The organism is Paenarthrobacter sp. TA1.8 (assembly GCF_048595705.1).
GTDB lineage: Bacteria > Actinomycetota > Actinomycetes > Actinomycetales > Micrococcaceae > Arthrobacter > Arthrobacter nitroguajacolicus.
Genome location: NZ_CP184287.1, coordinates 3367592 through 3393750, shown reverse-complemented (window position 1 = coordinate 3393750; position 26159 = coordinate 3367592). Strand labels below are relative to the sequence as shown.

At 62.2% G+C, this 26159-nt stretch carries 29 protein-coding genes; 16 read left to right on the top strand and 13 right to left on the bottom strand.

Translation table 11 applies throughout. From position 1 onward, the window contains the following. Window positions 1-38: 38 nt before the first annotated feature. A complete protein-coding gene (locus tag ACNAOT_RS15755) occupies window positions 39-1040 on the bottom strand; it encodes an SGNH/GDSL hydrolase family protein (RefSeq protein ID WP_420178528.1) in 1002 nt (333 codons plus the stop codon). A 160-nt stretch (window positions 1041-1200) separates the two neighbouring features. Here ACNAOT_RS15755 and typA point away from each other — a divergent pair, with 160 nt between their 5' ends. Beyond that, window positions 1201-3117: a translational GTPase TypA gene (gene typA, locus ACNAOT_RS15750; protein ID WP_420178527.1), complete on the top strand. Its 1917-nt coding sequence runs from the start codon at window positions 1201-1203 to the stop codon at window positions 3115-3117. Window positions 3118-3151: 34 nt separating this feature from the next. Next, complete coding sequence (locus tag ACNAOT_RS15745; protein ID WP_420178526.1) at window positions 3152-3583, top strand: hypothetical protein; 432 nt, start codon at window positions 3152-3154, stop codon at window positions 3581-3583. On the opposite strand, the gene ACNAOT_RS15740 is transcribed toward ACNAOT_RS15745, so the two are convergent. Continuing rightward, on the bottom strand, window positions 3516-3704 hold the full coding sequence (locus ACNAOT_RS15740; protein WP_420181180.1) for a hypothetical protein: 189 nt from the start codon (window positions 3702-3704) through the stop codon (window positions 3516-3518). The genes ACNAOT_RS15745 and ACNAOT_RS15740 overlap by 68 nt on opposite strands. Before the next feature lie 198 nt (window positions 3705-3902). Here ACNAOT_RS15740 and fdxA point away from each other — a divergent pair, with 198 nt between their 5' ends. The 3 genes from fdxA to ACNAOT_RS15725 all read left to right on the top strand — a co-directional run bounded on the left by fdxA (window position 3903) and on the right by ACNAOT_RS15725 (window position 6906). Then, window positions 3903-4229 carry a ferredoxin gene (fdxA, locus tag ACNAOT_RS15735; protein ID WP_024817464.1) on the top strand — a complete coding sequence of 109 codons (327 nt, stop codon included), beginning with the start codon at window positions 3903-3905 and terminating at the stop codon, window positions 4227-4229. A 12-nt stretch (window positions 4230-4241) separates the two neighbouring features. Continuing rightward, window positions 4242-5390, top strand: a complete 1149-nt coding sequence (dapC, locus tag ACNAOT_RS15730; protein WP_420178525.1) for a succinyldiaminopimelate transaminase — start codon at window positions 4242-4244, stop codon at window positions 5388-5390. A gap of 232 nt (window positions 5391-5622) precedes the next feature. Beyond that, on the top strand, window positions 5623-6906 hold the full coding sequence (locus ACNAOT_RS15725; protein ID WP_091468769.1) for a citrate synthase: 1284 nt from the start codon (window positions 5623-5625) through the stop codon (window positions 6904-6906). Between the two features lie 87 nt (window positions 6907-6993). On the opposite strand, the gene galE is transcribed toward ACNAOT_RS15725, so the two are convergent. Beyond that, window positions 6994-8034, bottom strand: a complete 1041-nt coding sequence (gene galE, locus ACNAOT_RS15720) for a UDP-glucose 4-epimerase GalE (RefSeq protein WP_026005471.1) — start codon at window positions 8032-8034, stop codon at window positions 6994-6996. An 80-nt stretch (window positions 8035-8114) separates the two neighbouring features. Here galE and ACNAOT_RS15715 point away from each other — a divergent pair, with 80 nt between their 5' ends. Both ACNAOT_RS15715 and ACNAOT_RS15710 read left to right on the top strand, forming a co-directional pair. After that, window positions 8115-8741, top strand: a complete 627-nt coding sequence (locus ACNAOT_RS15715) for a TetR/AcrR family transcriptional regulator (protein WP_420178524.1) — start codon at window positions 8115-8117, stop codon at window positions 8739-8741. Window positions 8742-8850: 109 nt separating this feature from the next. After that, on the top strand, window positions 8851-9462 hold the full coding sequence (locus tag ACNAOT_RS15710; RefSeq protein WP_420178523.1) for a hypothetical protein: 612 nt from the start codon (window positions 8851-8853) through the stop codon (window positions 9460-9462). Between the two features lie 17 nt (window positions 9463-9479). Here the strand turns inward: ACNAOT_RS15710 and ACNAOT_RS15705 are convergent, their stop codons facing one another. Both ACNAOT_RS15705 and dapD read right to left on the bottom strand, forming a co-directional pair. Then, window positions 9480-10322: a hypothetical protein gene (locus tag ACNAOT_RS15705; RefSeq protein ID WP_420178522.1), complete on the bottom strand. Its 843-nt coding sequence runs from the start codon at window positions 10320-10322 to the stop codon at window positions 9480-9482. A gap of 13 nt (window positions 10323-10335) precedes the next feature. After that, on the bottom strand, window positions 10336-11361 hold the full coding sequence (dapD, locus tag ACNAOT_RS15700; RefSeq protein WP_420178521.1) for a 2,3,4,5-tetrahydropyridine-2,6-dicarboxylate N-succinyltransferase: 1026 nt from the start codon (window positions 11359-11361) through the stop codon (window positions 10336-10338). Window positions 11362-11446: 85 nt separating this feature from the next. Between dapD and dapE the strand changes: the two genes are divergently transcribed. After that, the gene (gene dapE, locus ACNAOT_RS15695) at window positions 11447-12571 is read left to right on the top strand and encodes a succinyl-diaminopimelate desuccinylase (RefSeq protein ID WP_420178520.1); all 1125 of its coding nucleotides are present in this window, start codon (window positions 11447-11449) and stop codon (window positions 12569-12571) included. 86 nt (window positions 12572-12657) lie between these two features. Here dapE and ACNAOT_RS15690 read toward each other — a convergent pair whose 3' ends face one another. The 4 genes from ACNAOT_RS15690 to ACNAOT_RS15675 form a co-directional block, all read right to left on the bottom strand. Then, on the bottom strand, window positions 12658-13524 hold the full coding sequence (locus ACNAOT_RS15690; RefSeq protein WP_178997006.1) for an amino acid ABC transporter permease: 867 nt from the start codon (window positions 13522-13524) through the stop codon (window positions 12658-12660). Further along, window positions 13521-14171, bottom strand: coding sequence for an amino acid ABC transporter permease (locus ACNAOT_RS15685; RefSeq protein WP_091468752.1), 651 nt, complete (start codon window positions 14169-14171; stop codon window positions 13521-13523). The genes ACNAOT_RS15690 and ACNAOT_RS15685 overlap by 4 nt, the downstream gene beginning before the upstream one ends. A 92-nt stretch (window positions 14172-14263) precedes the next feature. Next, window positions 14264-15142, bottom strand: a complete 879-nt coding sequence (locus ACNAOT_RS15680; protein WP_420178519.1) for a glutamate ABC transporter substrate-binding protein — start codon at window positions 15140-15142, stop codon at window positions 14264-14266. 55 nt (window positions 15143-15197) lie between these two features. Next, a complete protein-coding gene (locus tag ACNAOT_RS15675) occupies window positions 15198-15953 on the bottom strand; it encodes an amino acid ABC transporter ATP-binding protein (protein WP_011775438.1) in 756 nt (251 codons plus the stop codon). 163 nt (window positions 15954-16116) lie between these two features. Between ACNAOT_RS15675 and ACNAOT_RS15670 the strand changes: the two genes are divergently transcribed. The 4 genes from ACNAOT_RS15670 (at window position 16117) to ACNAOT_RS15655 (ending at window position 19026) form a co-directional block, all read left to right on the top strand. Further along, the gene (locus tag ACNAOT_RS15670) at window positions 16117-16956 is read left to right on the top strand and encodes a TIGR00730 family Rossman fold protein (protein WP_178997004.1); all 840 of its coding nucleotides are present in this window, start codon (window positions 16117-16119) and stop codon (window positions 16954-16956) included. A gap of 18 nt (window positions 16957-16974) precedes the next feature. Beyond that, window positions 16975-17316, top strand: a complete 342-nt coding sequence (locus ACNAOT_RS15665; protein ID WP_420178518.1) for a DivIVA domain-containing protein — start codon at window positions 16975-16977, stop codon at window positions 17314-17316. A gap of 104 nt (window positions 17317-17420) precedes the next feature. Continuing rightward, complete coding sequence (locus ACNAOT_RS15660; protein ID WP_420178517.1) at window positions 17421-18632, top strand: hypothetical protein; 1212 nt, start codon at window positions 17421-17423, stop codon at window positions 18630-18632. Between the two features lie 226 nt (window positions 18633-18858). Next, window positions 18859-19026, top strand: a complete 168-nt coding sequence (locus ACNAOT_RS15655; RefSeq protein WP_009357720.1) for a DUF3117 domain-containing protein — start codon at window positions 18859-18861, stop codon at window positions 19024-19026. A 111-nt stretch (window positions 19027-19137) separates the two neighbouring features. On the opposite strand, the gene ACNAOT_RS15650 is transcribed toward ACNAOT_RS15655, so the two are convergent. Beyond that, window positions 19138-19770, bottom strand: a complete 633-nt coding sequence (locus tag ACNAOT_RS15650) for an O-methyltransferase (protein ID WP_017198612.1) — start codon at window positions 19768-19770, stop codon at window positions 19138-19140. Window positions 19771-20007: 237 nt separating this feature from the next. Between ACNAOT_RS15650 and sigE the strand changes: the two genes are divergently transcribed. From sigE to ACNAOT_RS15635, 3 genes are read left to right on the top strand one after another with little or no spacing between them, the layout of a single operon-like run. Further along, window positions 20008-20631: an RNA polymerase sigma factor SigE gene (gene sigE, locus ACNAOT_RS15645; RefSeq protein ID WP_017198611.1), complete on the top strand. Its 624-nt coding sequence runs from the start codon at window positions 20008-20010 to the stop codon at window positions 20629-20631. Between the two features lie 7 nt (window positions 20632-20638). Beyond that, window positions 20639-21553 (top strand): hypothetical protein, encoded by a 915-nt coding sequence (locus ACNAOT_RS15640; RefSeq protein WP_420178516.1) that lies wholly within the window; start codon window positions 20639-20641, stop codon window positions 21551-21553. A 31-nt stretch (window positions 21554-21584) separates the two neighbouring features. After that, the gene (locus tag ACNAOT_RS15635; protein WP_420178515.1) at window positions 21585-21971 is read left to right on the top strand and encodes a Sec-independent protein translocase TatB; all 387 of its coding nucleotides are present in this window, start codon (window positions 21585-21587) and stop codon (window positions 21969-21971) included. A gap of 53 nt (window positions 21972-22024) precedes the next feature. On the opposite strand, the gene ACNAOT_RS15630 is transcribed toward ACNAOT_RS15635, so the two are convergent. From ACNAOT_RS15630 to ACNAOT_RS15620, 3 genes are read right to left on the bottom strand one after another with little or no spacing between them, the layout of a single operon-like run. Beyond that, complete coding sequence (locus ACNAOT_RS15630) at window positions 22025-23152, bottom strand: Mrp/NBP35 family ATP-binding protein (protein ID WP_091468743.1); 1128 nt, start codon at window positions 23150-23152, stop codon at window positions 22025-22027. Between the two features lie 4 nt (window positions 23153-23156). Then, window positions 23157-23888, bottom strand: a complete 732-nt coding sequence (locus tag ACNAOT_RS15625) for a DUF1003 domain-containing protein (RefSeq protein ID WP_420178514.1) — start codon at window positions 23886-23888, stop codon at window positions 23157-23159. Beyond that, window positions 23869-25152 (bottom strand): magnesium transporter MgtE N-terminal domain-containing protein, encoded by a 1284-nt coding sequence (locus tag ACNAOT_RS15620; RefSeq protein ID WP_011775428.1) that lies wholly within the window; start codon window positions 25150-25152, stop codon window positions 23869-23871. The genes ACNAOT_RS15625 and ACNAOT_RS15620 overlap by 20 nt, the downstream gene beginning before the upstream one ends. A 76-nt stretch (window positions 25153-25228) precedes the next feature. Here ACNAOT_RS15620 and ACNAOT_RS15615 point away from each other — a divergent pair, with 76 nt between their 5' ends. Next, window positions 25229-26050 (top strand): general stress protein, encoded by an 822-nt coding sequence (locus tag ACNAOT_RS15615; RefSeq protein ID WP_420178513.1) that lies wholly within the window; start codon window positions 25229-25231, stop codon window positions 26048-26050. Window positions 26051-26159 lie beyond the last annotated feature (109 nt).

The window sequence follows — 26159 nt, the reverse complement described above, 5'->3', positions numbered from 1 at the left end:
CTCGCGAAGCGTGCAGAGCGGGCCTCACAACGCACGCTCTACTGCGCAGGTGCAGGTGCAGGTGCAGGTGCAGATTCAGGTGCGGAGGCGGAGCTGTCCGGGCGGGCAGTGAGACCAAGCGAAGTGAATTCGCGAGCCAGTGCTGCGCCTAACTTTGCATGCCCGGCCGGCTTCAAATGCACGCCGTCCTGGAGATCCCCGATTGCGTTATAGCGGGTGAGCCAGTCGCCCGCGCTGACGAAAGGTATGCCGTGCTTGGCGGCAATACGGCCTAGAAGGGCATCGATTTCAGTGCGGCGTCCGCCTCCGTTGCTCACGCCCCTGGCAAGGGTTCCAATCATGGCCAGGGTGGTGCCCGGGTAGCGTTTCTTCAGGGCTGCGAGAAGCCGCTCGGCGTTGCTGGTGATCTGGGCGTCGGTGGCGCGTTGGGTGGCATCGTTGCCGCCCCCCTGGACCACGATCAGCGGTGGATCCCCGAAGGGCAATACCCAGTCGCCGCGCTGCAACGCGTCCATGTAGTTGCCGGTCTTTCCGTTGGTGGCCACGTACCCGGTGCCGCCCATACCGACTACGTGCAATTTGTAGCCCATGGCTGCGATGCCCTGCTGCGGCCAGGAATCCTTCGGCATGGACTGGGAATCGCCAATAAGAACCGCGGTGTGCCGCACGTCGGCGAGAACCAGTTCGCTGCGGTTGTTCGCGGGGTTCTTATACAGGGATCCCACGGGCAGGTTGAGTGAACTGGGGGCAGGTGCAATCCTGAGCGGTTTGTCTGCGGCGGCTGTCTGCGCAGGCCCGGGCGCGGTCGATCCAGAGGGGGCGGTCATTGGTGCTGGGCTTGGTCCGCAGCCTACCGCTAGAACGCCAATGGCGATCAATGGTGCGAGCATACGGAACACGGCCGGAGCTTGTCGCATCGTTGTTCTCCACGTGGCACTGGTTCTGCAGCCCATCATGGTGCACAGCGCGGGGAAAATCCAGCATCTGGACTTGCGTTTACGTAACAACACAACAGTGTGAGCAGGGCCACATCCGAGCACTGAATAGCTTGCTTTTTAGGCTCAGAAATGCAACTGCGTTTAGACTGGATGCAGGTGCCCTGTGTCCCGGGGTCTTTTCGCTGTGTGTTCCGATCAAGTCGATCAGGTATGCGCGCGGATACAAACAGCTGACTTCACCACTGAATCGAGTCATTAACGCATGTCTGAAACCATCACCAACACTGCGTCGCGGAGCGATCTGCGCAACGTCGCGATCGTCGCACACGTTGACCACGGTAAGACCACCTTGGTCGACGCCATGCTCAAGCAGACCAACTCCTTCGCTTCCCATGGTGAGGTTGAGGACCGTGTCATGGACTCCGGTGACCTGGAGCGCGAAAAGGGCATCACCATCCTCGCGAAGAACACCACGGTTGCCTACAACGGCCCGTCGTCCAACGGTGAGACCATCACCATCAACGTCATCGACACCCCCGGCCACGCCGACTTCGGTGGCGAGGTAGAGCGCGGTCTCTCCATGGTTGACGGCGTCGTCCTGCTGGTCGACTCCTCCGAGGGCCCCCTGCCCCAGACCCGCTTCGTGCTCCGCAAGGCCCTTGCCGCGCACCTTCCGGTCATCCTCCTGGTCAACAAGACCGACCGTCCCGACGCCCGCATCGACGAAGTTGTCCACGAGTCCATGGACCTGCTCCTGGGCCTCGCTTCGGACCTCGCCGACGAAGTTCCGGATCTGGACCTGGACAAGGTTCTCGAAGTTCCCGTCGTCTACGCCGCTGCCAAGGTTGGCCGCGCGTCCCTGGATCAGCCGGCCAACGGCTCTGCTCCGGAGAACGAGGACCTTGAGCCTCTCTTCAAGACCATCATCGAGCACATCCCCGCTCCGATGTACAACCCGGACGGCGTGCTGCAGGCACACGTGACCAACCTGGACGCATCGCCGTTCCTTGGCCGCCTCGCACTGCTTCGCATCTACAACGGCACGCTCCGCAAGGGCCAGACCGTTGCCTGGGCGCGTGCTAACGGCGAACTCAAGAACGTCAAGATCACCGAGCTGCTTGCTACCAAGGCCCTGACCCGTGTTCCTGCCGAGTCCGCTGGCCCGGGTGAAATCGTTGCTGTTGCCGGCATCGAGGAAATCACCATCGGTGAAACCCTCACGGACGCCGAGAACCCGCAGCCGTTGCCGTTGATCACCGTGGACGATCCCGCGATCTCCATGACCATCGGTATCAACACCTCGCCGCTGGCCGGCAAGGTCAAGGGTGCCAAGGTCACGGCCCGCCAGGTGAAGGATCGCCTGGACAAGGAACTGATCGGTAACGTCTCCATCAAGGTGCTCCCCACCGAGCGTCCTGACGCTTGGGAAGTCCAGGGTCGTGGCGAGCTCGCGCTGGCCATCCTCGTTGAGCAGATGCGCCGCGAAGGCTTCGAGCTGACCGTGGGCAAGCCGCAGGTTGTCACCAAGACCATCGACGGCAAGCTGCACGAGCCGATGGAACACATGACCATCGACGTGCCCGAGGAATACCTCGGCGCCGTCACGCAGCTCATGGCTGCCCGCAAGGGCCGCATGACCAATATGGCCAACCATGGCACCGGCTGGTGCCGCATGGAGTTCATCGTCCCTGCGCGTGGCCTGATTGGTTTCCGTACCCGGTTCCTGACGGACACCCGTGGCGCCGGTATCGCTGCCTCCATCTCGGAAGGTTACGAGCCGTGGGCAGGACCGATCGAATACCGTACCAACGGTTCGATGATTGCCGACCGCGCCGGTGTTGTTACGCCGTTCGCCATGATCAACCTGCAGGAGCGCGGTTCCTTCTTCGTTAAGCCCACCTCCGAGGTTTACGAAGGCATGATTGTTGGCGAGAACTCCCGCGCTGATGACATGGACGTCAACATCACCAAGGAAAAGAAGCTCACCAACATGCGTGCCGCTTCCTCCGACACCTTCGAGAACCTGACGCCGCCGCGCGATCTCACCCTCGAAGAGTCCCTCGAATTCGCCCGCGAAGACGAGTGCGTCGAGGTAACCCCGGATGCCATCCGTATCCGTAAGGTCATCCTGGACTCCAACGAGCGCGCCAAGGCCAACCGCGCCCGCGCCAAGTCCTAGTCCTAACTGGCCTGAACCAGTTCGGAACAGCTGAATGAAGAGAGGAGCCGCCGGTTCGGTCCGTGGAATTGCCACGGCCGTGCTGGCGGCTCTTTTCGTTGCCCTGGCGGGCACCGCATTGCACCGGCAGACCGTACTCTGGTCCGGCGTCGAACTCCCTTGGGGCGTGGCCGCAGCCCTGCTGCTGCTGGCGTCCGTGCAGTTGTGGCTCGCTGCATGGTCCCGCTCGGTGCTACCGACGGCGGTGGCAGGCGTGGTGAGCTATGCCGTCGTAGGCGTCCTGTCTTCAGCCGGCTCCGCCAAGCAGTTGATACTCGGCGATCTCGTGGGCAACGTGTGGGTCTTCGGCATCGGCGTAGTGACGTTAATCATGCTTATGGTTGTTAAGCGGCTGGTTGTCAGTCGGCTGCGACGCGGACGGACTGCCGACGCGGCGGTGGCGGTGGAACCTCTTTCGCCGCGATAACCATTGCCAACGGAATCTCGACGTCGGCCGTACGGGTCCTGATGGTGCAGGAACCTTCCGTAGTTCCCACCAGATAGCCCAAGGCGTCCGTCAACCCGTCCTCAATCCTGTACCTGACCACCACCCGGATGCCTGGTTCTGCGGCGAGGAGGAATTGTCGGGGCGGCAAGTTCGGGGGAGTCACCGTTTCATACTAAGACGCGGGCTAGGTTGGCGTCAGCGCACTGTTGGATAATAGGCTCGGAAGTTGAGTGCCCGGCATGATGCCGGCCGTATTACCCCGGCCATCGCCGGGACAAACCGTGGAGAGGTCTGGGACGTGACGTACGTAATCGCGCAGCCGTGTGTAGATGTCAAGGACAAGGCATGTATTGAAGAATGCCCTGTCGACTGCATTTACGAAGGTGAGCGTTCCCTCTACATCCACCCCGATGAATGTGTCGACTGTGGAGCCTGCGAACCCGTGTGCCCGGTTGAGGCCATCTACTACGAGGATGACACCCCGGAGGAATGGGCCGACTACTACAAGGCCAATGTTGAATTCTTCGACGACCTCGGTTCCCCAGGTGGAGCAGCCAAGATCGGCAACACAGGTAAGGACCACCCGTTCATTTCCGCGCTGCCCCCGCAGAACCAAGACCACTAGGCGGTAGTTTCGGTGATTTCAGCGGCGCCGGCTTTCGGCCTGAACCTGCCTGACTACCCTTGGGAGGCCATGGCGCCGTATGTCGCCACGGCTTCCACGCACCCCGGTGGCGCAGTGAATCTCTCCATCGGAACTCCGGTGGATCCCACCCCCGGGTTGATCCGCGAGGCTCTGGCCAACGCTGCCGATGCCCACGGCTATCCCACGGTTCACGGTACGGAGGCCTTGCGGGAGGCGGTTGTCCACTGGTTCGCCAGCCGTCGCGGTGTCCCGGGGCTGGACCCCAAGGACGTCATGCCTACCGTGGGTTCAAAGGAGCTCGTGGCGTGGTTGCCGTTCCTGCTGGGCTTGAGCGCAGGCGACGTCGTTGTGCGTCCCACCGTTGCGTACCCGACCTACGACATCGGCGCCTCATTGGCAGGTGCCACGGCAGTTGCCGCTGACGATCTGGATGAGCTCGATCCCGCCACCCGCGCGAAGGTTCGGTTGATCTGGATCAACTCGCCGGGCAATCCCACAGGAAGCGTCCGTGACATCGAGTCGCTGCAACGGATCGTCGGCCAGGCCCGTGAGCTCGGAGCAGTAGTGGCCTCCGACGAGTGCTACGCGGAGCTGGGCTGGGACGAATGGGATGCCCAGCGTGGCGGCGAAGCTGTCCCCAGCATCTTGGATCCCCGAGTTACCGGAGGTTCCACCGATGGCTTGCTGTGCGTCTACTCGCTCAGCAAGCAGTCCAACCTTGCCGGGTACCGTGCCGCGTTCGTGGCCGGAGATTCGGCGATCATGGCCAATCTGGTCAACAGCCGCAAACATGCGGGCATGATCGTTCCCTACCCTGTGCAGGAAGCCATGCGCGTCGCTTTGGGCGATGCCGGCCATGTCCTGGCCCAGAAGGACCTGTACCGCGGACGCCGCGAAAGGATCGTGCCGGCGCTGGAGAACTTCGGACTGAAGATCCACGAATCCAAGGCCGGCCTGTACCTGTGGTCCACGGCCGGCGAAGCCACGTGGGATACGGTGGCGCGCTTCGCGGAACTCGGCATCGTGGTTGGCCCGGGCGTTTTCTATGGCGATGCCGGCAATGGCTTCATCCGCGTGGCGCTCACCGGCACCGACGAACGAATTGATGCCGCCGTAGAGCGGCTTGGCACGGCCTCATAACAATGCTGTGACTTGCACCACTAATAGCGTTATTCCGCCAGTAACCGGACGATACGGATTAGTTCCGTAGGGTTACTGGCGGTAGCTTTTTAACTGACTATCAATGGTGGCCTTCTCTAAGAAAGCACTTCGGCCGTTGGAGCCCTGCAACAGTAGGGCCGAAGGCGGCGACACCAGAAGGTTGTTGGACAAGCGTTCGATAGAGGCCCTGAGGCCTCATGAAGGGGACTCCATGACTGAGACCACCAGCGCGACACTGCGCCATGCCGGCGGCGAACTCGAACTGCCGCGCATCAAGGTTGTAGAAGGAAACGAAGGTTATGACGTTTCCAAGCTGCTGAAGCAGACGGGCGCCGTCGCCTATGACCCCGGCTTCATGAACACAGCGGCCACCACCTCGGCCATCACCTACATCGACGGCGACGCAGGCGTACTGCGTTACCGCGGTTACCCCATTGAGCAGCTCGCGCAGCACTCGAGCTTCCTCGAAGTTTCCTACCTGCTGATCTACGGCAACCTCCCTTCTCCCACAGAGTTGGAAGAGTTTGATCAGAAGATCCGCCGTCACACGCTCCTGCACGAAGAGCTTAAGGGCTTCTTCGGTGGGTTCCCGCGTGACGCCCACCCCATGCCGGTGCTTTCCTCGGCTGTTTCTGCGCTGTCCACCTTCTACCAGGACTCGCTGGATCCCTTCAACGCGGAACACGTGGAAGTTTCCACCATCCGCCTGATGGCAAAGCTGCCGGTCATCGCTGCTTACGCGCACAAGAAGTCCATCGGCCAGCCGATGCTCTACCCGGATAACTCCCAGAACCTGGTGGAGAACTTCCTGCGCCTTAGCTTCGGCCTGCCCGCCGAGCAGTACGAAATGGATCCTGTGGTCGTGAAGGCCCTGGACCTCCTGCTCATCCTGCATGCGGATCACGAGCAGAACTGTTCCACGTCCACCGTGCGACTGGTGGGCTCGTCCAATGCGAACCTCTTCGCGTCGGTGTCCGCCGGCATCAATGCCCTCTTCGGCCCCGCTCACGGTGGCGCCAACGAGGCCGTGCTGAAGATGCTGCGCCAGATCCAGGCCGACGGCATCAAGCCCGAGGACTACATGGAGAAGGTCAAGAACAAGGAAGACGGCGTCCGCCTCATGGGCTTCGGACACCGCGTCTACAAGAACTACGATCCCCGCGCCAAGATCATCAAGGCAACGGCACACGAAGTTCTGGGCAAGCTCGGCGGCAATGACGAACTGCTGGACATTGCCATGCGCCTCGAAGAGAAAGCACTGGCTGACGACTACTTCATCCAGCGCAAGCTGTACCCGAACGTCGACTTCTACACCGGCCTCATCTACAAGGCCATGGGCTTCCCGGAGAAGATGTTCACTGTATTGTTCGCCATTGGACGCCTCCCGGGCTGGATTGCCCAGTGGCGCGAAATGATCAACGATCCCCAGACCAAGATCGGCCGTCCGCGGCAGCTCTACACAGGGGAGCCGGAGCGCAACTACCCGGCCAACTGATACGGCAACAGCGTCAATAACGACGGCGGCCGCCCACCTCGCGCGAGGTGGGCGGCCGCCGTCGTTAGTTGCCGAAGCAGTGCTCGTCTAAGCGTTGCTCGTCGCGGCAGCCTCAGCTGCGTTGTAGCCGTAGGGGTTGTTCTTCTGCCAGCGCCAGTGGTCCTCGCACATCTGGTCCACGGTCTTCGTGGTGGACCATCCAAGGTCAGCAAGGGCGGAAGAAGCGTCGGCCCAGAAGGCGGGGAGATCGCCGGCACGGCGGTCGGTGATCTCGTACGGGATCGGCCGGCCCACGGCCTTCTCGAAGGAACGCAGGACCTCCAGAACGGACGAACCGCGGCCGGAGCCCAGGTTCCAGCGACGGACACCGGCACGCTCGGCGATGTAGTTCAGGGCTGCTACATGGCCATCGGCTAGATCGACTACGTGGATGTAGTCGCGCTGCGCAGTGCCATCGGGAGTGTCGTAGTCGCCGCCGAAGACCATGAGCTTCTCGCGGCGTCCTACGGCTACCTGTGCGATGAAGGGGACGAGGTTGTTCGGGATGCCCTGGGGGTCCTCGCCGATGCGGCCGGACGGGTGCGCTCCAACCGGGTTGAAATAGCGCAGGAGTGCGATATGCCAGCGGTCATCCGCGTTACCCAGGTCTGAGAGGATGTCCTCGATCTGTTCCTTGGTGCGGCCGTAAGGGTTGTTGGCCCCGATTTCCATCTTCTCGATGTAAGGAATCGGGTTGTGCTCGCCGTACACCGTGGCCGAGGAGCTGAAGACGATGGAGCGCACGTTGTGCTTGTCCATGGCGCGGAGCAGGTTCAGGGTGCCCACGATGTTGTTGTAGTAGTAGGCGAGGGGTTCCTGGACGGACTCGCCTACGGCCTTCAGCCCCGCGAAGTGGATGACTGCGTCGATCTGGTGCTGGTCGAAGACGGCCTCAACGGCGGGCTCATCCACCAGGTCCACCTTGTGGAAGGCGGCAGTCTTGCCGGTGAGCTCCGAAACCCTGCGGAGGGATTCCTCGCTGGAGTTCACGAGGTTGTCGAGCACAACGACGTCGTGGCCGGCTTCCTGAAGGGACAAAACGGTGTGGGAACCGATGTAGCCGGTGCCACCCGTGACAAGAATTTTCATGGTTCCTACGCTATCGGAAATCGGAGCCACGCCGCTCTGTGTTGAGCGGTGTTGAAGCACGTTCGTGCTAAAAACTACTGGTGCCCAAAATTGTTGATGCCGAAGCCCGGCGCCATGAAGTTGTCCAAGCCGTCTTCCGGATTATCGCCAGCGATGGCTTGGAGCGGGCATCCCTCAGGGAAGTAGCTGACGAAGCAGGCCTGGCTGTTGGTTCGGTGCGGCACTACTTCGCCAGCAGTGATGAACTTCTGGTCTTCTCCTTCGCGGCCGTCATCGATCGCATTTCATGGCGTCTTGAGGCGGCACTCGTGTCCGTCGAGGACGCCCCACCTGAAAGCCCCGAGCAGCACAACGCGGTGCTTAATCTCCTCGGCCAGTTCCTGCCCTTGGACGAGGAACTCGCAGTAGATGCCTGCGTGTGGATGGCATTCCGGCACGCTGCCCGGATCAAGCCCGTTCTGGCCGACGAAGCCGAGCGCAGCCACCGTACCGTGGCCGCCGTCGTCGGTCGCCTCATCATGCTCCTGAATCCGGGTGAAGCTGACGCGCAGCAAACCCTTGTGACGGAAGCGGAGAGGCTCTTGGCCACCATGGACGGGCTGTGCATGCATGCGCTGCTGCAGCCCGAGTGGATGACCGCAGAGATGTGCAGCGACGTCCTCACGGCCCACCTGCGATCCTTGGGGGCAGTGCCAACCAGCCGCTGAGGGTTGTTGCGGCTGCCCAGCCTACAAGAGCCGGACAACGCCATTACCGTCCGGAGTCATCGGGAATAGACTGGAACATGTCGGGGACCTGCCAAAGGGAGGAATTCGCATGCACGAGTCAGGCGGCCCGGGATGGCGCATCACCATGGATACGTCCGGGCCTATGCTCATTGCCCTGTACTTGCGCGACGTAGCCGGATTGGATGGTGCTGGAAAACCCATCCTCTCCCACGCAGCTCCAAAAGTCAGGCATGCAGACCACCAACACCTCACCTCTGATGTGGGGGGTCTCCCGGCGCTAAAGACCGAGTGGGAGGCCTGGTGGGAGAGCCTGGTGAAGTCTTATCCCAATCCGGCTCCCGAGCTATCGCCGCCCAGCTTCAAAGCTTTTGGCAACTCACCGGCACTCCAGCGCGTCCTGCAGGCACACTTTGGCTCTGCGCTGGGATGGGCCACCGACAGGATTGACGAGTATGCCCATCTTGAGGCCGCGCGTGAAGCCAACGGGGTGACACACGTGCTGAACGAAATGGTCGAGGACAGGCTCCTCGAGGTCGGTCGCAGTTCCCGGGACTTCGAACTCACTATTATTGAGCTGCCCCTCAATGAACCCCGGGCCTGGTACCTGGAACCGAGCACCATGATCATGAGCCATCGGCTGCTGTCCGAGCCCGATGTGTTCCGTAGTTACGTCCAGCCCGTGGTGGAGATGCTGGCCTGATGGGCTGCACAAAAAACTCAGGTTGCTGGCGCTGAAACAGTGATGGTGACCGTCTCAGTGGGAGCGGCGGAGGGTTGCCATCCGTCGCGTTTCTCCCGGTTCCACGTCTGGCCTGCAAGGTCCACTTGCGTGATGGACAAAGTTTTTGCGTTTGCCACCGCCCAGTGAGCCACAGCCCAAGCCTGCGTTCCGCCGATCTGCAACTGAACCGAGCGGCCCTGAACGGTGGCCGCCTGGGGGCCGAACGCCGTCGTGAGTTCATCGACGACGACGGCAGGGTCACCCGCCGCCTCCGGCATGCGCAATTCGCAATTCAATGACGAGGTGGAATGCCCGGTGAGGGCGGAAGCAAAAGCCCGTGCCATTCCCTCATGCTGGGCGTACGCGCGGGGGAAAGCGGAACGCTGGACCGCTTGGGCAGCTTGGGTGATCTCCATGGCCTCGTAGCCGGGCACTTTGACCAGTCCGTCAAAGAAAGCATTGCTTGCATAGATGGGGTCCATCACCTGTTCCTCGGTTCCCCAGCCTTGCGAGGGGCGTTGCTGGAACAAACCGCGGGAGTCCGGTCCGGCGTCGTCGCCGTAGTTGATGTTGCGCAGCCTGGATTCCTGCATGGCTGTGGCAAGAGCGATACTCGCCGCCCGGGGCGGCAGCCCACGCCGGACGGAGATCGCCGAGATGAGCGACGCGTTGGCAGTCTGGTCCGTGGCAAGCTCATGGTTTTCAGAGCCGACCACGGCAAAGCAGCGCTCCGTGACCAAGGTCTCGGAGCGCTGCAGCACGGCAACTATCGCGTAAATGGCACCTGCTACGAGGGCCAAAGCCAGCACCGCAACGATGGCGCGGCGGAACCGGCGCATTGGGTGTCTCCTGCTAGTTGGCGTGGAGAGCCTCGTTCAGCTCCACCGTCTGGCCCTTGCGCGGCAGGACTTCCACGCCGCCGGTGGTGGAGTTGCGACGGAAGAGGAGGTTCGGGACGCCGGAGAGTTCCACGGCCTTGATGATCTTGCTGGTGTCCTCGCCGTTCTCGTCCTTGGGGCCCGGAACGCGCACGCGGGTGCCGGCGGTAACGTAGAGGCCGGCCTCCACAACGGAGTCGTCGCCGATGCTGATGCCCACGCCGGAGTTGGCGCCGAGCAGAACCCGCTCGCCCAGGGCGATCTTTTCCTTGCCGCCGCCGGAGAGCGTGCCCATGATGGACGCTCCGCCTCCAACGTCCGTGCCGTCGCCGGCAACAACGCCAGCGGAGATCCGGCCTTCCACCATGGAGGTTCCCAGGGTTCCTGCGTTGAAGTTCACGAAGCCTTCGTGCATGACCGTGGTGCCTTCGGCGAGGTGGGCACCCAAACGGACGCGGTCGGCGTCGGCAATGCGCACACCGGTGGGAACGACGTAGTCAACCATCCGCGGGAACTTGTCCACGCCGAAGACCACAACGTTGCCGCGCTTGCGCAGGCGGGCGCGGGTCAGTTCGAAGCCGTCAACCGCTGCGGGGCCAAAGTTGGTCCACACGACGTTGGGCAGCTTGCCGAAGACACCGTCCAGGTTGATGCTGTTCGGCTTGACCAGGCGGTGCGAGAGGAGGTGCAGACGCAGGTAGGCGTCGGCGGTGTCTGCCGGGGCGGCGTCGAGGTCTATCTGCGCGAAGACGACCTTCTGCTCGGTGGCGCGGTCGGCGTCCTTGCCTTCCTCGGCAAGTGCAGTGAGCGCGGGATCGGCGTTCTCGACGTCGCGCAAGGACTCGGCGGCAACGCCCAATGCGGGTGCGGGGTACCAGACATCCAGCACGGTTGCTTCCCCGGAAGCCGAGGTGGCGATGGTGGCGAGGCCGAAGCCGTAGGCGGATCGGTGGTTTTCGGTCGCGTTTGCAGGCACAGCAGAGGAAGCAGTTTCAGTCATGGGCCAAGTCTATCCAGCAGGCAGAGGTCGGTTAAAACCCGTCTCATGCCATAGAAGTCGCATTTGCGGGCATTAGGCTGGACGGGTGACCCTGAACCCTGCTCCCGCCCTCCTTGACCTGCGCCAGGACGTTGCTTTGCTGACGGCCGCGATCATCGACTTCAACAGCGTTTCCGGCAATGAGACCGAGCTTGCCGACGCCGTCGAGACCGCCCTGCGCGCCATCCCCGCCTATACCGTGACCCGGGACGGAGACGCCATCATCGCCCGCACCGAACTTGGCCGCCCGGAGCGAGTCATCCTGGCCGGACACCTGGACACCGTGCCCCTGCCCACCGTGGCGGGCTCGCTCGGCACCGTCCCGGCCACGTGGGAGTCCGGCGTTCCCGGCGAAGGCGTGCTTTACGGACGCGGGACTACTGACATGAAGGGCGGCGTTGCGGTGCAGCTCGCGCTGGCGGCAACATTGTTCGACGACGGCAGGCAGCCGGACAAGGACGTCACCTTCGTCTTTTATGACCATGAGGAAGTGGAAGCGGTGAAGAGCGGGCTCGGAAGACTGGTCCGCAACCACGGCGACCTGCTGAAGGGCGACTTCGCAATCCTGTTGGAGCCAACGCATGGCACAGTGGAAGGCGGCTGCAACGGAACCAGCCGTTTCGAAGCAACCACCATCGGCGAAACAGCACACTCTGCGCGGGCATGGATGGGCATCAACGCGATCCACGCCGCAGCACCCATCCTGGCCCGGCTCGCCGACTATGAGCCGCAGACCATCAACGTGGACGGCCTCGATTACCGCGAGAGCCTCAATGCCGTAAAGATCAACGGTGGAACTGCGGGCAACGTCATCCCGGACCGCTGCGTGGTGGAGATCAACTACCGTTTCGCCCCGGACAAGACACCGGACCAGGCTGAGGCCGTCGTCAGGGAATTGCTGGAAGGATTCGACGTCGTACGTACCGACGATGCTGCAGGCGCGCGCCCCGGACTCAACCATCCCGCCGCCGCGTCCTTCGTTGCCGCAGTGGGTGCCGAGCCCAAGCCCAAATACGGCTGGACCGACGTCGCGCGCTTCAGTGAACTGGGCATCCCGGCAGTGAACTTCGGCCCCGGCGATCCTCTGCTGGCGCACAAAGACAACGAACACGTCGACGCCGACGCCGTCCGTGAGTGCCTCCGGGCACTGAGGACGTGGCTAACGCCGTAGTCCCAGGGCTTCCCGCTCAGCAAATGAAGAAGGTCCGCAGCCTGGTGAACTGGTCACCGTGGCTGCGGACCTTCTTTGCTACAGAGCTACTTCTTATCGGTACCCGGTACGTTGACTTCGAGATCCACCGTCTTGATGGCCGAGGCCACGCCGCCGGCGGCCTTCTTGGAACCGCGACGCTCAATCATGATCGCAATCCGCGACACCGTCAGGTTGATCAGGATGTAGATCGCAGCGCCCACGAAGAACGCGGGGAACAGGAAGTCCGGACCCAGGAAGTCGGCCATGATCTGGATCTTCCGCAGGAGTTCCTCGTAGCCCACAATGTAGCCGAGCGAGGTGTCCTTGAGCAGAACCACCAGCTGGGCCACCAAGGACGGAAGCATCCGGCGAACAGCCTGGGGGAACTCGATGGACATCCGTGACTGGAAGCTTCGGAGGCCGATGGCCAGACCCGCCTCGCGCTGTCCCTTGGGGAGGGACTGGATGCCTGCACGCAGGATCTCAGCAAAGATGGCGGCGTTGTAGAGAACCAGGCCAACAACCACGGCTTGGAACTGACCCGTGGCGAAAACCAACAGGACAAACAACATCATGAGGACCACGGGCATGCCGCGGAGGAACTCAAGCACTACCTGCGTGGGAATCCGGATCCAAGGAATCAGGGAAATACGCAGCAGGCAGAGCGCGATGCCCAGGGGGAAGGCGATTACGGCTGCCACGGCGGCTGCGGCCAACGTGGAGAGAATGCCTTGGCCGATCAGGTTCCAGACGTCCGGAGCCATGGGACCGTAGAAAATCTCCCAACGATCGGCGTCGAAAATGCCCTGCTGTGCCAGCGTTACGACAGCAATGGCGAGGATGCCGAGGATGATCAGGATTCCAGCGGCAGAGCCCAGGAGCGAATAGAGGCGGGCCTTGGGCCCGGGGACGTCGTACAGGACCGATGTCATCGGGCAATCGCCACCTTTCGTTCAACAAAGTGCGCCAGAAGTCCCAGCGGAACTGTGATCAGGAGGTAGAAGAAAGCCACCCCGAGGAGGATCCAGAGGACTTGGTTGCCGTAGTCGTTGGAGAGCTGGCGGCCGTAGCCGAAAAGCTCCAGGACGAAGAACGCGCCGGCCACCGAGGAGTTCTTGACCAGTGCTATCAGAATGTTGATCAACGGAGGTATGACGGTGCGCACGGCTTGGGGGAGGACGATGAAGCCCAACACCTGGGTGAAGGTCATGCCGACGCTGCGGGCAGCTTCTGCTTGGCCCACAGGCACGCTGTTGACGCCGGAACGGACGGCTTCGGCGATGAAGGCCGCCGTGTAACTGCTCAACGCGATAATGGCCGCGACTTCGAATTGTTCAAACTTAACGCCCAACCGCGGCAGAACAATGGCGGCGAAGAAGAAAATGATGGTGAGGGGGGTGTTACGCGCCACTTCAACATAGAACATGCTGAAACCGCGAAGTGCTGCCACGGGGGAAACCCTCATGGCTGCCAGGAGTGTGCCGACAAGGAGGGCAATGATTCCTGAAATTATGGAGAGATAAAGGGTTCGGAGAAATCCGTCCCAATACTCGGGGAGGCTTGCTATGACGGCGTCCATGGCTTCCTTTGGCTGCAGCTAATCAGGGAACAGGGTCCTGGATTCGTCAACTGCCGCCGTCCGGGTGGGCGGCGGCAGTTGACGGGTCCCGACTAGTAGCGGTTGATCGTAGGAAGTTCAGGAGCGGTCTTGATGACCTTGCCTGCAGTGGCTTCCCAAGCCTTCTTGTAGGTGTCGTCCTTGGCGAATTCCTCAAGCTGGTCATTGATCCAGTTGCGGAAAACGGTGTCGTCCTTCTTCAGGCCGATGCCGTAAGGCTCCTTGGTGAAGGTTTCATCCGAGGCGAGCTTGAAGGCGTCCGGTTCCTTGTCCACGTAGCCGGCGAGGATGACGTTGTCAGTGGTGACGGCGACAACCTGCTTGTTGCGAAGCGGCTCCAGGCAAGCGGTGTAGGTGGCCGCAGGGACTACCTCAGCGCCGTACTTCTCGGCGATGGTCTTGGCCGGGGTGGAACCCGTGACGGAGCAGACCTTCTTGCCGGCGACATCTTCGGGCTTGGTGATGGAGGTGTCGTCCTTGTTCACCAACAGCGCCTGGCCTGCTTCGTAGTACGGTCCGGCGAAGGCGACCTTTTCCTTACGGGCATCGTTGATGGTGTACGTGGCGATCACGAGATCGACGCGACCCTGCTCGATGAACGACTCACGGTTCTGGGAGACAGTTTCTACCCACTCGATCTTGTCAGCCTGAATTCCAAGCTTGGCGGCGATTGCCTTGCCCATTTCGACGTCGAAACCGACAGGCTTGCCGTCCAGGCCCTTCTGGCCGAACAACGGCTGGTCGAACTTGGTACCGATCTTGATCGTCCCGGCCTTGTTCAGCTTCTCCATGGTGGTGCCGGCTTCGAAGCTCGCCGAGGCAACGGGGGGAGTGGTGGTGCTGCTGCCGCCGCCGCAAGCGCTCAGGGAGAGAGCAAGCGCAGCCGATGCGGCCACCAGGAGTGACTTCCTCCGGGTAATAAGAGACTTCATGATGTTCCTTTCATTGGGTGGCCGCCTTACGGCCGGGGGTGCTGGCGGTAAGGAGCTAGTGGGTCAAGAGCTTGGACAAGAAGTCCTTGGCACGGGTGCTCTTCGGGTTGGTGAAGAATTCCTCGGGAGTTGCGTCTTCCACGATCTGACCGTCAGCCATGAACACCACTCGGTCAGCGGCCTTGCGGGCGAAGCCCATCTCGTGGGTGACCACGATCATGGTCATGCCTTCCTTGGCCAGCTGGATCATGACGTCCAGTACTTCGTTGATCATCTCGGGGTCCAACGCGGATGTGGGCTCGTCGAACAGCATTACCTTCGGCTTCATGGCGAGAGCGCGGGCAATGGCCACACGCTGCTGCTGGCCGCCGGAGAGCTGGGCGGGAAGTTTCGGGGCCTGATGCCCGACGCCTACACGCTCAAGGAGGGCCATGGCCTCCTTATCAGCCGTGCCCTTGGCCACCTTCTTAACCTTGATGGGGCCCAGCGTGACGTTCTCAAGAATCGTCTTGTGGGCGAACAGGTTGAAGGACTGGAACACCATGCCGACGTCGGCACGCAAGTGCGCGAGGTCCTTGCCTTCTTCGGGAAGCTTCTTCCCGTCGATGGCGATGTCGCCGTCGTCGATCGTTTCCAAACGGTTGATCGCACGGCAGAGAGTGGATTTACCGGAACCGGAAGGCCCGATAACCACCACGACTTCACCCTTCTGAACCTGGAGGTTGATGTCTTTGAGGACGTGCAATTGACCGTAGTGCTTATTGACGCCGTTCAGGGAGACGAGGGCATCGCCGGACGCTTGAGTAGTCATACGACGAATCTAGCGAACAAAGAAGCAAATATGACCACGGTCACGGCAACTTCCTGAAGATCGTGACTGAACAGAAACCTGCCCCACAGCGATATACCAGACTGCAATGCAAGAAGCGGGTCGCAGCGACGGAGCAGGCCTTCGTACGCGCTAGCCTTGGGCAATGAGCATCAGCCAGCACCCAGTTCCCCACCCGGATGCCAACGGTCGCGTCACGGGCACCCATGTGCCACTCCCCTCGGAGATCGCTCCCGCCAAGCACAAAGGCTCCCTCGAGCTCCGTCGCAAACAAGCGGATACGGGGATGTCGGACCAGCATTTGTTGGATACCAGCGGTGCCGGGCAGTTCATCCACACCGATCCTTGGCGTGTCCTGAGGATCCAAAGCGAATTCGTGGAGGGCTTCGGAGCCCTGGCTGACTTGGGGCCTGCCGTCAGCGTGTTCGGATCGGCACGAACCAAACCGGGAACCGAGTACTACGAGATGGCCGTCGATGTAGGACGCAAGCTCGCTGAAGCCGGAGTTGCCGTGATCACCGGTGGCGGACCCGGATCGATGGAAGCCGCCAACAAGGGCGCCGTGGAAGGCAACGGAGTCTCCGTGGGCCTGGGCATCGAACTGCCTTTCGAGCAGGGACTCAACCAGTGGGTGGACCTGGGCATCAACTTCCGGTACTTCTTCGCCCGCAAAACCATGTTCGTTAAGTACGCGCAGGGCTTCGTGGTGCTTCCGGGAGGACTCGGCACCCTCGATGAGTTGTTCGAGGCCATGGTGCTTGTCCAAACCCGCAAAGTGACGTCGTTCCCCATCGTGCTGCTCGGTATTCGGTTCTGGGGACCCATGATCGAGTGGATCAAGGACACTCTGGTGGCAGAAGGCATGGTTTCCGAGAAGGACCTTGACCTGATCCAGCTGGTGGATGACCCCGCCGATGCCGTGCACCGTGTCCTGCACGGTGCACCGCTACCCCCTACCACCAATGGAAACCAGCGCCCGGAATAGGCGGCTGTTTCTGGCACGATGGACCCTGTGAGCTTTTTCCTGGTTTTTCTCGCGATAGTCCTCATCGGCGCGGCGCTGTATCTCGGCGCCGGGATCGTACGGGGGCGCTCGATCGGTTCGGGACTTGACCAACCGGTCCCCAACTTGCCCGCTGTTCTGCTGCCGGAGGATGCCAAGCCCTCCGACGTCGACTCCTTGCGCTTTGCCTTGGGGCTTCGCGGGTATCGCATGGATCAGGTTGACCAGGTCCTGGATGAGCTGAGGGACCAGCTGCAGGCAAAGGATCGCGAGATCGAACGGCTTGGCGCCTTGGTCCAGCCGCGCCTCCAGGACGGCGAAACCGGCCGGACCGGGCAGTGAGTTCCCGGGTCCCGGCGCCGAAGGGAACTGCTGCCCCGAAGACACAGGTGCAGCGAGGGCCCACCGCGCGGCTTTCCCTGGGGTTGTCAGCCGCGGCCGCCAGAATGGCTGGATGGCCGTGGTGGGTACAGGTTTCCTTGGTTTTTGTGGCTGCCAGGCTGGTCAGCGCCTGCATCTTCATGGCGGCCGCCATTCACCAGGGAACGAATCCCTGGTTCCCGCCGGCTCCTGACTACTGGAACTTCATCACCATCTGGGATGGGCGCTGGTACCAGGAAGCTGCTGACAAGGGATACCCCTCGGTCCTTCCCCTGGACACGAACGGCGTGGTGCAGCAAAACGCCTGGGCGTTCTACGCGCTCTTTCCTTTCCTCGCCAGGGGTCTCTCGGCGGTCACCGGGATAGGAACCCTCCCTTCGCTCACGATCATCGCGATGCTGGCAGGTGTGGGCGCTGCTTTGGTGATCTACAAGCTCTTCCGCGAGTTCGCAGGCAAGCGGGCCGCCCTGTGGGGCGTCATCTTCGTCTCTACTTTCCCGGTATCACCTATTCTCCAGGTCCCTTATGCCGAGTCGCTGAATCTGTTGTTGTTGTCGGGTTCCTTGCTGCTGGTGGTTCGGCGCCAGTACCTGGCAGCTATTCCCGTAGTGCTCCTGATGTGCCTTTCCAGGCCCACGGGGGTTCCTTTTGCAGCCATGGTGGGGTTGCTGTTGCTGTGGCGTTTATGGCAGCACTTCGGGCCATCCAGGACACTGCCGGCTCCAGCTCCGGCTTCAGCTTCCAACGACGACGGGCCGACGCCGGTGCGCAGCCTGTTATCGCTGGCCGCATTGGTGTTGGCAGCGGGAGCCGGGGCTCTGGCGTGGCCGGCGATTGCGTGGGCCACTACCGGTGAACTAACGGCCTACACACGTACCGAAACAGCCTGGCGGGGGCACGATCTTGTTCCTTTCAAGCCATGGTTCGATACGGGCAGGATGCTGTTCGGTCCCGTGCTGGGTGTGCTGGCCCCCTTCGTCTTCACGGCACTTTTCGTGCTGGTCATGGTGTCAAAGCCCGTTCGGGCGCTCGGAACCGAGTTAAGGCTCTGGTGCGCCTGCTACATGGGATACCTGCTGGTTTTCCTGCATCCGCAGACCAGTACATTCAGAATGCTGCTGCCCCTTTTCCCGCTGGCGCTGGGGGTGGCGTTGCTGTCCAAGTCCAAGGCGTACCGGGGAACCGTCGTGCTGATGTTCGTCCTCCTCCAGATCGTGTGGGTGGTGTGGCTGTGGGCGTGGGCCCCGCTCCCCGGGGGCGGAGACTACCCGCCCTGACGTGGACCTTTGCCGGGCAAGGCGAGTATGTACAAAGCCCGGACAAATAGGCGTTTGATTCGCTACGGACGGGTAATTACGGGATAATGGACTAAGAGCAAGGACAAAGCACCGAAAAGTGCCCGGCCAAGGCGGCCTCCCAAGCGGTGCCGCCGGCTGCAATTGCGACGCGGAACCAGCCCGGCCGGGTTGGCGTGACTTGGGACAAATGGAGGGGATTTTCCTAATGGCGGCTATGAAACCACGTACCGGCGACGGCCCTATGGAAGTTACCAAAGAGGGACGCAGCTTGATCATGCGTGTGCCGCTCGAAGGCGGAGGACGACTCGTTGTCGAGCTCAATGCCGCGGAAGCGGCCAACCTCAAGGAATGCCTCGTAGGCGTCACTGAATAGGCATTTTTGACTAGAGTTACAAAGCAGGGCCTGGCGAGCATTTCAGAGCCGGGGCCCTGCTTTTGTTTAAGCTCTTGCTACCGGTTCTGGTCCCGGGTTTGTTGAACCGCCCTACTTCTTGACGGCCACCAGAAGTCCATCGCCGGTGGGCAGCATCGCCGAAGCCAGCCGCTCGTCGTCGCGAATGGCCTTGCCGATCTGACGCAGAACCACCGTGGTGGCATCCCGAGCTGCGGGATTTGAGACGCGGTCTTTGTCCAACGCATCGTTGATGACCAGGGTGCCGCCGGATTTCAGGAGGCGGATTGCCTGTTCTACATACTTGGGGAAGTTGGGCTTGTCGGCGTCGATGAAGACGAGGTCGTAGGCAGAGTCGGTCAGGCGCGGCAACACGTCGGCTGCGCGGCCCGAGATGGTACGGGTGCGGTTGGCCGGGCTACCCGATTCCAAGAACGCTTCCCTGGCCGCCTTGAGGTGTTCGACGTCCACATCGATAGTGGTCAGCACCGCGTGAGGACTCAATCCACGCAGCAGGCAAACCCCGGATACCCCGGCACCTGAGCCGACTTCCACCACTGTCTGCGCTTTGGAGGCGGCAGCGAGTACGGTCAGCACGGCGCCCACACCGGGACTGATGGGAGTAACACCAAGTTCGAATGACCGCTCCCGGGCACGCAACAATACGTCATCCTCAGCCGGCAGATCTTCTGCGTAGGACCAGCTGCTTGACTTGTCGGCACTCATGAAGGGGTTCGCTTTCCGCGGGTAGGGGTGTTTGTACCAAGACTACTGTGTCCGCCCCCGTAAACCCGTCGCAGGGAAGCCTCCCCGCACCTGTGTCCACGGCCGATTTCAGCCTCGCGGGGAAATCCTCTGCCAGTCAGGAAATTCCCAGACAAACTTGGGATGATAATGCTCCGGTCATCCATGAGGTGGGCGGCGCCGAAGACTCGGTGAACCACAGTTTGAGGGGAGTGGACGATGCCGGCATCGCATGCTGCGCCAGTCCAAACATCGGAAAGCCTTGAGGCCGTTACAGATTGGGTCATGCCCAGCTGGGAGGAAGTGGTTTCGAACCACTCCGCCAAGGTATATCGCCTCGCCTATCGCCTGACCGGCAACAAGTTCGACGCCGAAGACCTCACCCAGGAGGTCTTCGTCAGGGTTTTCCGGTCCCTGGAAAACTTCAAGCCGGGAACCCTGGACGGCTGGTTGCACCGCATTACCACCAACCTGTTCCTGGACCAGGCCCGGCGCAAGAGCCGGATCCGCTTCGACGCGCTTGCCGAGGATGCCGAATCCCGCTTGCCCGGCCGCGAGCCAGGCCCTGAGCAGAGCTTCGAGCACAACAACCTTGACCTTGATGTCCAAAGGGCCTTGGAAGAACTCCCGCCGGACTTCCGCGCCGCCGTCGTGCTGTGCGACCTTGAGGGCCTTTCCTATGACGAAGTGGCGGAGGCGCTCGGTGTGAAGCTCGGAACCGTCAGGTCCCGTATCCACCGCGGCCGGACCATGCTGCGCGAGAAGCTTGCCCACCGTGACCCCCGACCGGCGGAGGCCCGCAAGCCGCGGCTGAAGATGCCCCGCATCGCCAGCATTCTTTAGGTAGTCGATGCCTCGACGTTCACTTCGTCCGGGAGCCCTGTCCCGGCGCAAATTGGCTGCGCTTCGCCATACACGCAGCCCCGAACACCTGGAGGACTGCCCGGACTGCCGGAGCGCGCTCCGCCGGGAACGGCAGTACCTTGAACGCCTCCGTGCGGCAGCCGTGCCCGAAGCCAGCCAGGATCTTGCGGCGCGATTAATTCAGCACACCGAACGCTTGGCCAACGAACCGGCACCAATGTACTCACCACCGCAATATCCGAACCGTCGGTTGCGCGGCCTTGGCATTGCGGGCATTGCTGCCGGCACCTTGGCGGTGAGCGCAGGAGCCTTGGCACTGTCCGCCTACGTGATCGCCGGCGACGAAAGACCACAGGCCCTTGCGGGAACCAGCGATGTTGGCCCACTTGCCGGTGCCTGGACGGGTAACCCCGCAGAAGCCATGGTTGGACCCGCATTTCGGGCCGGCAGCACGGTCAGCTTGAGCGCTGCCCAGCTGGAGTCACTGCGTGAAGACGGGTGGGCGTGTCCCGAACTATCCGGAATGGGCTTCCACGTCGTGTCCGCCCAGGCCACCATGCATAACGGGAATCCGGCTGTGGAGATCAGGCTCGAAAGCAACGGTCACTACGCCACTATCGTGGAGGAACATCTGCCAGCGGATCGATCCGGAACTGGACGGTCTACGTCTGCGCAGCTTTCTGTCACGCAGGGAACCCCGTGGAAGGCTGTCTACACCATGCCCGCCGCAGTCATCAGCTATGCCTCCGACCTCCCGGCGGACAGCGCGGACGACGCCGTCCCTGAAATCGTCCGGGCCGGGGAGTCCATGGCGTTAATGTCCGCCGATGAAGATCCGGAAGCCTGGTACCAGAGGCTGCTTCGCGGCCTTCAGACCCTACTCCGTCCCGCCGGTTTATGAGCGGCACCACAGACAAGGTAATCTTCGTAGCGTGCTTGGAATCAACGGCCCGGAGTTCATACTCCTTCTGATTATCGGCGTACTCGTCATCGGTCCCAGCCGTTTGCCCGAATACACTCAAAAGCTCGCCAACCTGGTCAAGGAAGTCCGTCGGATGGCTTCCGGCGCCCGCGAGCAGATCAAAGAAGAAGTCGGCATCGACATCGATGACGTCGACTGGAAGAAGTATGATCCCCGCCAGTATGATCCCCGTCGAATCATCAAGGACGCGCTCCTGGATGACGACACCAAGCCAGTCAGCGCTGGAGCTCCAGCAGCTGCTGCCACTGCTGTAGATACCAAGCCCAAGGCCCCTGTGCGGGTCATTGAGCGGCTCGCCGAGGGCGAAGCTGCCCCGTTCGATACCGAAGCGACCTGATTCGAAGCAGTGAAGCACGTTGTGGGTGCCGGCTCGGAGTGAAGGGTGCCGGCCTAGCGCGGCTGGATTCCCAAGGACATGCCGGACAGTCCGCGGGGTCGCGTGGCCAAAGCGGAAGCAATACCTTCCATCGCTTTTGCGGCAGCCGTTTCAGGTGCTGCCAGGACCACGGGTTTTCCGGCGTCGCCGCCCTCCCGCAAACGGATGTCCAAGGGAATCTGCCCGAGGAGCGGAACGTCGCTGCCCACGGCAGCGCTCAAGCGCTCAGCCAGGATGGCACCTCCGCCACTTCCGAACAGTTCCATACGTCCGCCGTCGGGCATTTCCAGGTAGGACATGTTCTCGATGACGCCGGCCACTTTCTGCCCTGTCTGGGTGGCGATGGTACCGGCTCGTTCTGCGACATCGGCAGCAGCTGCCTGCGGTGTGGTGACAACCAAAATTTCTGCGTTGGGCAGGAGCTGCGCCACGGAAATGGCGATGTCGCCCGTGCCCGGGGGCAGGTCCAGGAAGAGCGCATCGAGGTCACCGAAGTAGACATCGGTGAGGAATTGCTCCAGGGCCCGGTGCAGCATGGGACCGCGCCAGGCCACCGGCTGGTTGCCCGCAACGAACATGCCGATGGAGATGACCTTCACGCCGTAGGCGACAGGCGGCAGGATCATGTCGTCTACCTGCGTGGGTTTCTGGTCGATCCCCATCAGGGCGGGCACGGAGAAGCCGTGCACATCGGCGTCCACGATGCCAACCCGGAGGCCTTGGGCGGCAAGTGCACACGCCAGGTTGACGGTGACGGATGACTTGCCAACACCGCCTTTTCCGCTGGCTACGGCGTACACCTTGGTCAGGGAGCCAGGCTTGGTGAAGGGTATGCCGCGCTGTCCACCGGGCCCGCGGAGTTGTTCCTTGAGGGCTTCCCGCTGGGCCTGGGTCATGACCTTCAGTTCAACATCTACGCCCGTGACGCCTTCCACCCGGATCAGGGCGTCGGTGGCGTCCTTGGTGATGGTCTCTCGCAGGGGGCAACCGGCGATGGTCAGCAGAACTGCGACGTGTACTGCGCCGTCATCATCGGCCGACACCGATTCCACCATTCCCAGTTCCGTGATGGGGCGCCGGAGCTCGGGATCAATGACGGTGGCCAAGGCAGCATGCAGCGCCTCGGCAGATGCGATGCTCATACGTTCAGGCTCGGCTTTCGGGATTTTCAGGCGATGGCTTGCCGGTGGAATGTTGTGGACCTGCGGCCCGCGGTGGGCGAACCTTCGGAATCTGCTGTGTGCGGGGCCCACGCGATTTGTCGCGCTTCTCCTTCAGCTTCTCCTTGACCTTCTCACCCGGCGATTCCGTGCCATCAGTGGCGCCTTCGCTCTCGCGGAGTTCCTCCTGGGCGTCGATGATGTCTTCCAGAAGGCTTCGGAGCTCGGTCCGGACGTAGTCACGGGTGGCTACTTCGCGCAAGGCGATGCGCAGTGACGCCAGTTCCCGGGTCAGGTATTCGGTGTCGGAGAGATTGCGTTCGGCACGCTGGCGGTCCTGCTGGAGCGAGACACGGTCGCGGTCATCCTGCCGGTTTTGGGCGAGCAGCAGCAGCGGTGCCGCATAAGAAGCCTGAAGGGACAACATCAGGGTCAGCAGGGTGAAGCCCAGCTCCACGCGGTCGAACTGCCAGTCCGTGGGCGCGAAGGTGTTCCAGGCAAGCCAGAAGACACAGAACACCGTCATGTAGACGAGGAACGTCGGCGTGCCCATGAACCGGGCGAAGCCCTCCGTTGCGTTTCCGAACGCGTCCGGGTTCGGGGAGAACTTGGGCAGGATGCGTTGGCGACCGCTCAGGGGCGTGTCAAGGCTACTGCTCGAGCGTCCTGCGGACTTGGGGGATCGGGCGGCGTTGTTATCAGCCAATGCGGCCTCCAAGTTTCCTTATAGGGGCGTCGTCCTCATGGGCGCGCCAGTCATCCGGCAACAGGTGATCCAGCACGTCATCAACAGTCACCGCCCCCACAAGGCGGCCGTCGTCGTCAACGACTGGAAGCGAGTTCAGGTTGTACGTGGCCAAGGTGCGGGCCACCTCGCTGATGTGGGCTTGGTCCGAGAGCGGCTCGAGGTTCTTGTCCACGAGGTTGCCCAGCGGTTCCGGCGGTGGGAAGCGCAGCAGTTGCTGTATGTGCACCACCCCCAGGAAACGGCCTGTCGGCGTCTCCAAGGGAGGGCGGGCGATAAAAATGGATGAGGCCAGTGCAGGCGAGAGCTCCTCGCGGCGAACGTGTGCCAGGGCCTCGGCCACGGTTGCTTCCGGCGGCAGGATGACCGGAACCGGAGTCATGAGGCCACCGGCGGTGTCTTCGTCGTATTCCAGGAGACGGCGGACGTCCTCGGCTTCCTGGGGTTCCATGAGTTGAAGCAGCTCTTCCGCCTGAGCGGAAGGCAGCTCGGCCAAGAGGTCGGCGGCGTCGTCCGGATCCATTTCTTCGAGGACGTCAGCGGCTCGTTCCACATCCAGCGCTGAGAGGATCTCCACCTGGTCGTCTTCCGGGAGTTCCTGGAGGACATCGGCGAGGCGCTCGTCCTGAAGCTCACTGGCCACCTCGAAACGTCGCTTGTCGCTCATTTCCTGGAGGGCCTCAGCGAAGTCGGCAGGTTTAAGGTCTTCGTGCGTGGCAACGAACTGCGTGGCAGCCTGGGGCTCGTTATGGGCGCCGGTCTGTGCATCGGCCCAATCGATGATCAGGGTCTCGTTGCGGCGAAGCCTGCCAAAGGGGGACAGGGAGTGCCCACGGCGGACGAAGAGCTTGCTGACAAACCAGTCTTTGGACCTGTGCTGGTCCATGGCGATGTCTTCGATCGTGGCGTCGCCACTGCCATCGGCCAGCGTCACGCGGCGGTCGAACATCTCAGCGACCACCAGGGTCTCGGCGCCGCGCTGCTCGAAGCGGCGCAGGTTGACCAGGCCGGTGCAAATGATTTGCGTCTGGTCTATGGACGTGATGCGCGTCATGGGAACAAAAACCCGCTTCTTGCCCGGAACTTCAACCACGATGCCCACCACATGGGGCGCACCACGGGTGCCGCGGGAGAGCACCACGACGTCGCGCAACCGGCCCAGACGATCGCCCAGGGGGTCGAAGACGTCCAAGCCGAGCAAGCGCGCGACAAAGACGCGTGAGGGATGTGTGCTCATGTTTACAGGCTACCGAGTCTGCTCTCTTTTAGCTGAATTACAGCCGCTACACATGTCCATGAGACACAATGGGGCTATGTCAAACATTTTTGGTGCTCCCAAAGCCGTTGAGGAATCCCGCAGTGTCCCCCAAGGTGACACCGTAGGCTCGTACACCTCGTATTTGGATGCCCAGAAGGCGGTGGACTACCTCGCAGACCAGCAGTTCCCAGTACAGCTGGTGTCCATCGTGGGCAACGACCTCAAAATGGTGGAACGGGTAACAGGCCGCCTGAGCTACCCGAGGGTGGCATTGTCCGGTGCCTTGAGCGGCATGTGGTTCGGCCTCTTCGTAGGCGTCATGCTGTCCTTCTTTACTCCCGCCGGGGGACCGTTCTCCATCATCACATCTGTGCTCATGGGTGCGGCTTTCTTCATGCTGTTCGGCATCGTCACCTATGCCATGCAGCGCGGGAAGCGTGACTTCACCTCAACCAGCCAGGTAGTGGCCACCAACTACGACGTCATCGTCTCTGTAGAGGCAGCCCACGAGGCCCGCCGTTTGCTTCACCAGCTGCCGATGAACCCGGCGCAGGCAGCCGCGCCGCAGGCCAACTACAACCAGCCGAATGCGCCGTTCCAGCAGCCGGGCCAGGCTCCTGAGCGGCCTTCCACCTGGAACGACCCCTACGGCCAGCGTGGTCCTGAGGCCAATGGGTCGGCTCCGGAGGGACAGGGCGCAGCTGCGTCGGAGACCCAGCCGGCTCCGAACCCGGCGCCGGCAGCTGTCCGTTACCCGGACCTCCCGGACGGTCGCCCGCAGTACGGTGTCCGGGTGGCCGACAGCCAGGACCGGACACGGAATGCGCCACAGGAAGACGGAGATCACTCCAGCGCCGAGGGTTCGCCCAAGCAGTAGTCGCCTCCGCAGGCACCAGCCTCCGCAGGCACCAGCTTCCGCAAAGCACTAGCCTCCGCAATGCACCAAGGGAAGGCCACCGGATCTCCGGTGGCCTTCCCTTGGTTTG

Bases quoted from the DNA above. Each gene is read 5' to 3' on its own strand.
- ACNAOT_RS15675 (WP_011775438.1), bottom strand. From the start codon at position 15,953: ATGACTACTCAAGCGTCCGGCGATGCCCTCGTCTCCCTGAACGGCGTC.
- ACNAOT_RS15725 (WP_091468769.1), top strand. From the start codon at position 5,623: ATGACTGAGACCACCAGCGCGACACTGCGCCATGCCGGCGGCGAACTC.
- ACNAOT_RS15620 (WP_011775428.1), bottom strand. From the start codon at position 25,152: ATGAGCACACATCCCTCACGCGTCTTTGTCGCGCGCTTGCTCGGCTTG.
- typA (WP_420178527.1), top strand. From the start codon at position 1,201: ATGTCTGAAACCATCACCAACACTGCGTCGCGGAGCGATCTGCGCAAC.
- ACNAOT_RS15640 (WP_420178516.1), top strand. From the start codon at position 20,639: ATGCCTCGACGTTCACTTCGTCCGGGAGCCCTGTCCCGGCGCAAATTG.
- ACNAOT_RS15655 (WP_009357720.1), top strand. From the start codon at position 18,859: ATGGCGGCTATGAAACCACGTACCGGCGACGGCCCTATGGAAGTTACC.
- dapD (WP_420178521.1), bottom strand. From the start codon at position 11,361: ATGACTGAAACTGCTTCCTCTGCTGTGCCTGCAAACGCGACCGAAAAC.
- ACNAOT_RS15670 (WP_178997004.1), top strand. From the start codon at position 16,117: ATGAGCATCAGCCAGCACCCAGTTCCCCACCCGGATGCCAACGGTCGC.
- ACNAOT_RS15745 (WP_420178526.1), top strand. From the start codon at position 3,152: ATGAAGAGAGGAGCCGCCGGTTCGGTCCGTGGAATTGCCACGGCCGTG.
- ACNAOT_RS15680 (WP_420178519.1), bottom strand. From the start codon at position 15,142: ATGAAGTCTCTTATTACCCGGAGGAAGTCACTCCTGGTGGCCGCATCG.
- ACNAOT_RS15630 (WP_091468743.1), bottom strand. From the start codon at position 23,152: ATGAGCATCGCATCTGCCGAGGCGCTGCATGCTGCCTTGGCCACCGTC.
- ACNAOT_RS15665 (WP_420178518.1), top strand. From the start codon at position 16,975: ATGGACCCTGTGAGCTTTTTCCTGGTTTTTCTCGCGATAGTCCTCATC.
- ACNAOT_RS15650 (WP_017198612.1), bottom strand. From the start codon at position 19,770: ATGAGTGCCGACAAGTCAAGCAGCTGGTCCTACGCAGAAGATCTGCCG.
- sigE (WP_017198611.1), top strand. From the start codon at position 20,008: ATGCCGGCATCGCATGCTGCGCCAGTCCAAACATCGGAAAGCCTTGAG.
- ACNAOT_RS15660 (WP_420178517.1), top strand. From the start codon at position 17,421: ATGGCTGGATGGCCGTGGTGGGTACAGGTTTCCTTGGTTTTTGTGGCT.
- ACNAOT_RS15690 (WP_178997006.1), bottom strand. From the start codon at position 13,524: ATGACATCGGTCCTGTACGACGTCCCCGGGCCCAAGGCCCGCCTCTAT.
- galE (WP_026005471.1), bottom strand. From the start codon at position 8,034: ATGAAAATTCTTGTCACGGGTGGCACCGGCTACATCGGTTCCCACACC.
- ACNAOT_RS15710 (WP_420178523.1), top strand. From the start codon at position 8,851: ATGCACGAGTCAGGCGGCCCGGGATGGCGCATCACCATGGATACGTCC.
- ACNAOT_RS15705 (WP_420178522.1), bottom strand. From the start codon at position 10,322: ATGCGCCGGTTCCGCCGCGCCATCGTTGCGGTGCTGGCTTTGGCCCTC.
- ACNAOT_RS15685 (WP_091468752.1), bottom strand. From the start codon at position 14,171: ATGGACGCCGTCATAGCAAGCCTCCCCGAGTATTGGGACGGATTTCTC.
- ACNAOT_RS15615 (WP_420178513.1), top strand. From the start codon at position 25,229: ATGTCAAACATTTTTGGTGCTCCCAAAGCCGTTGAGGAATCCCGCAGT.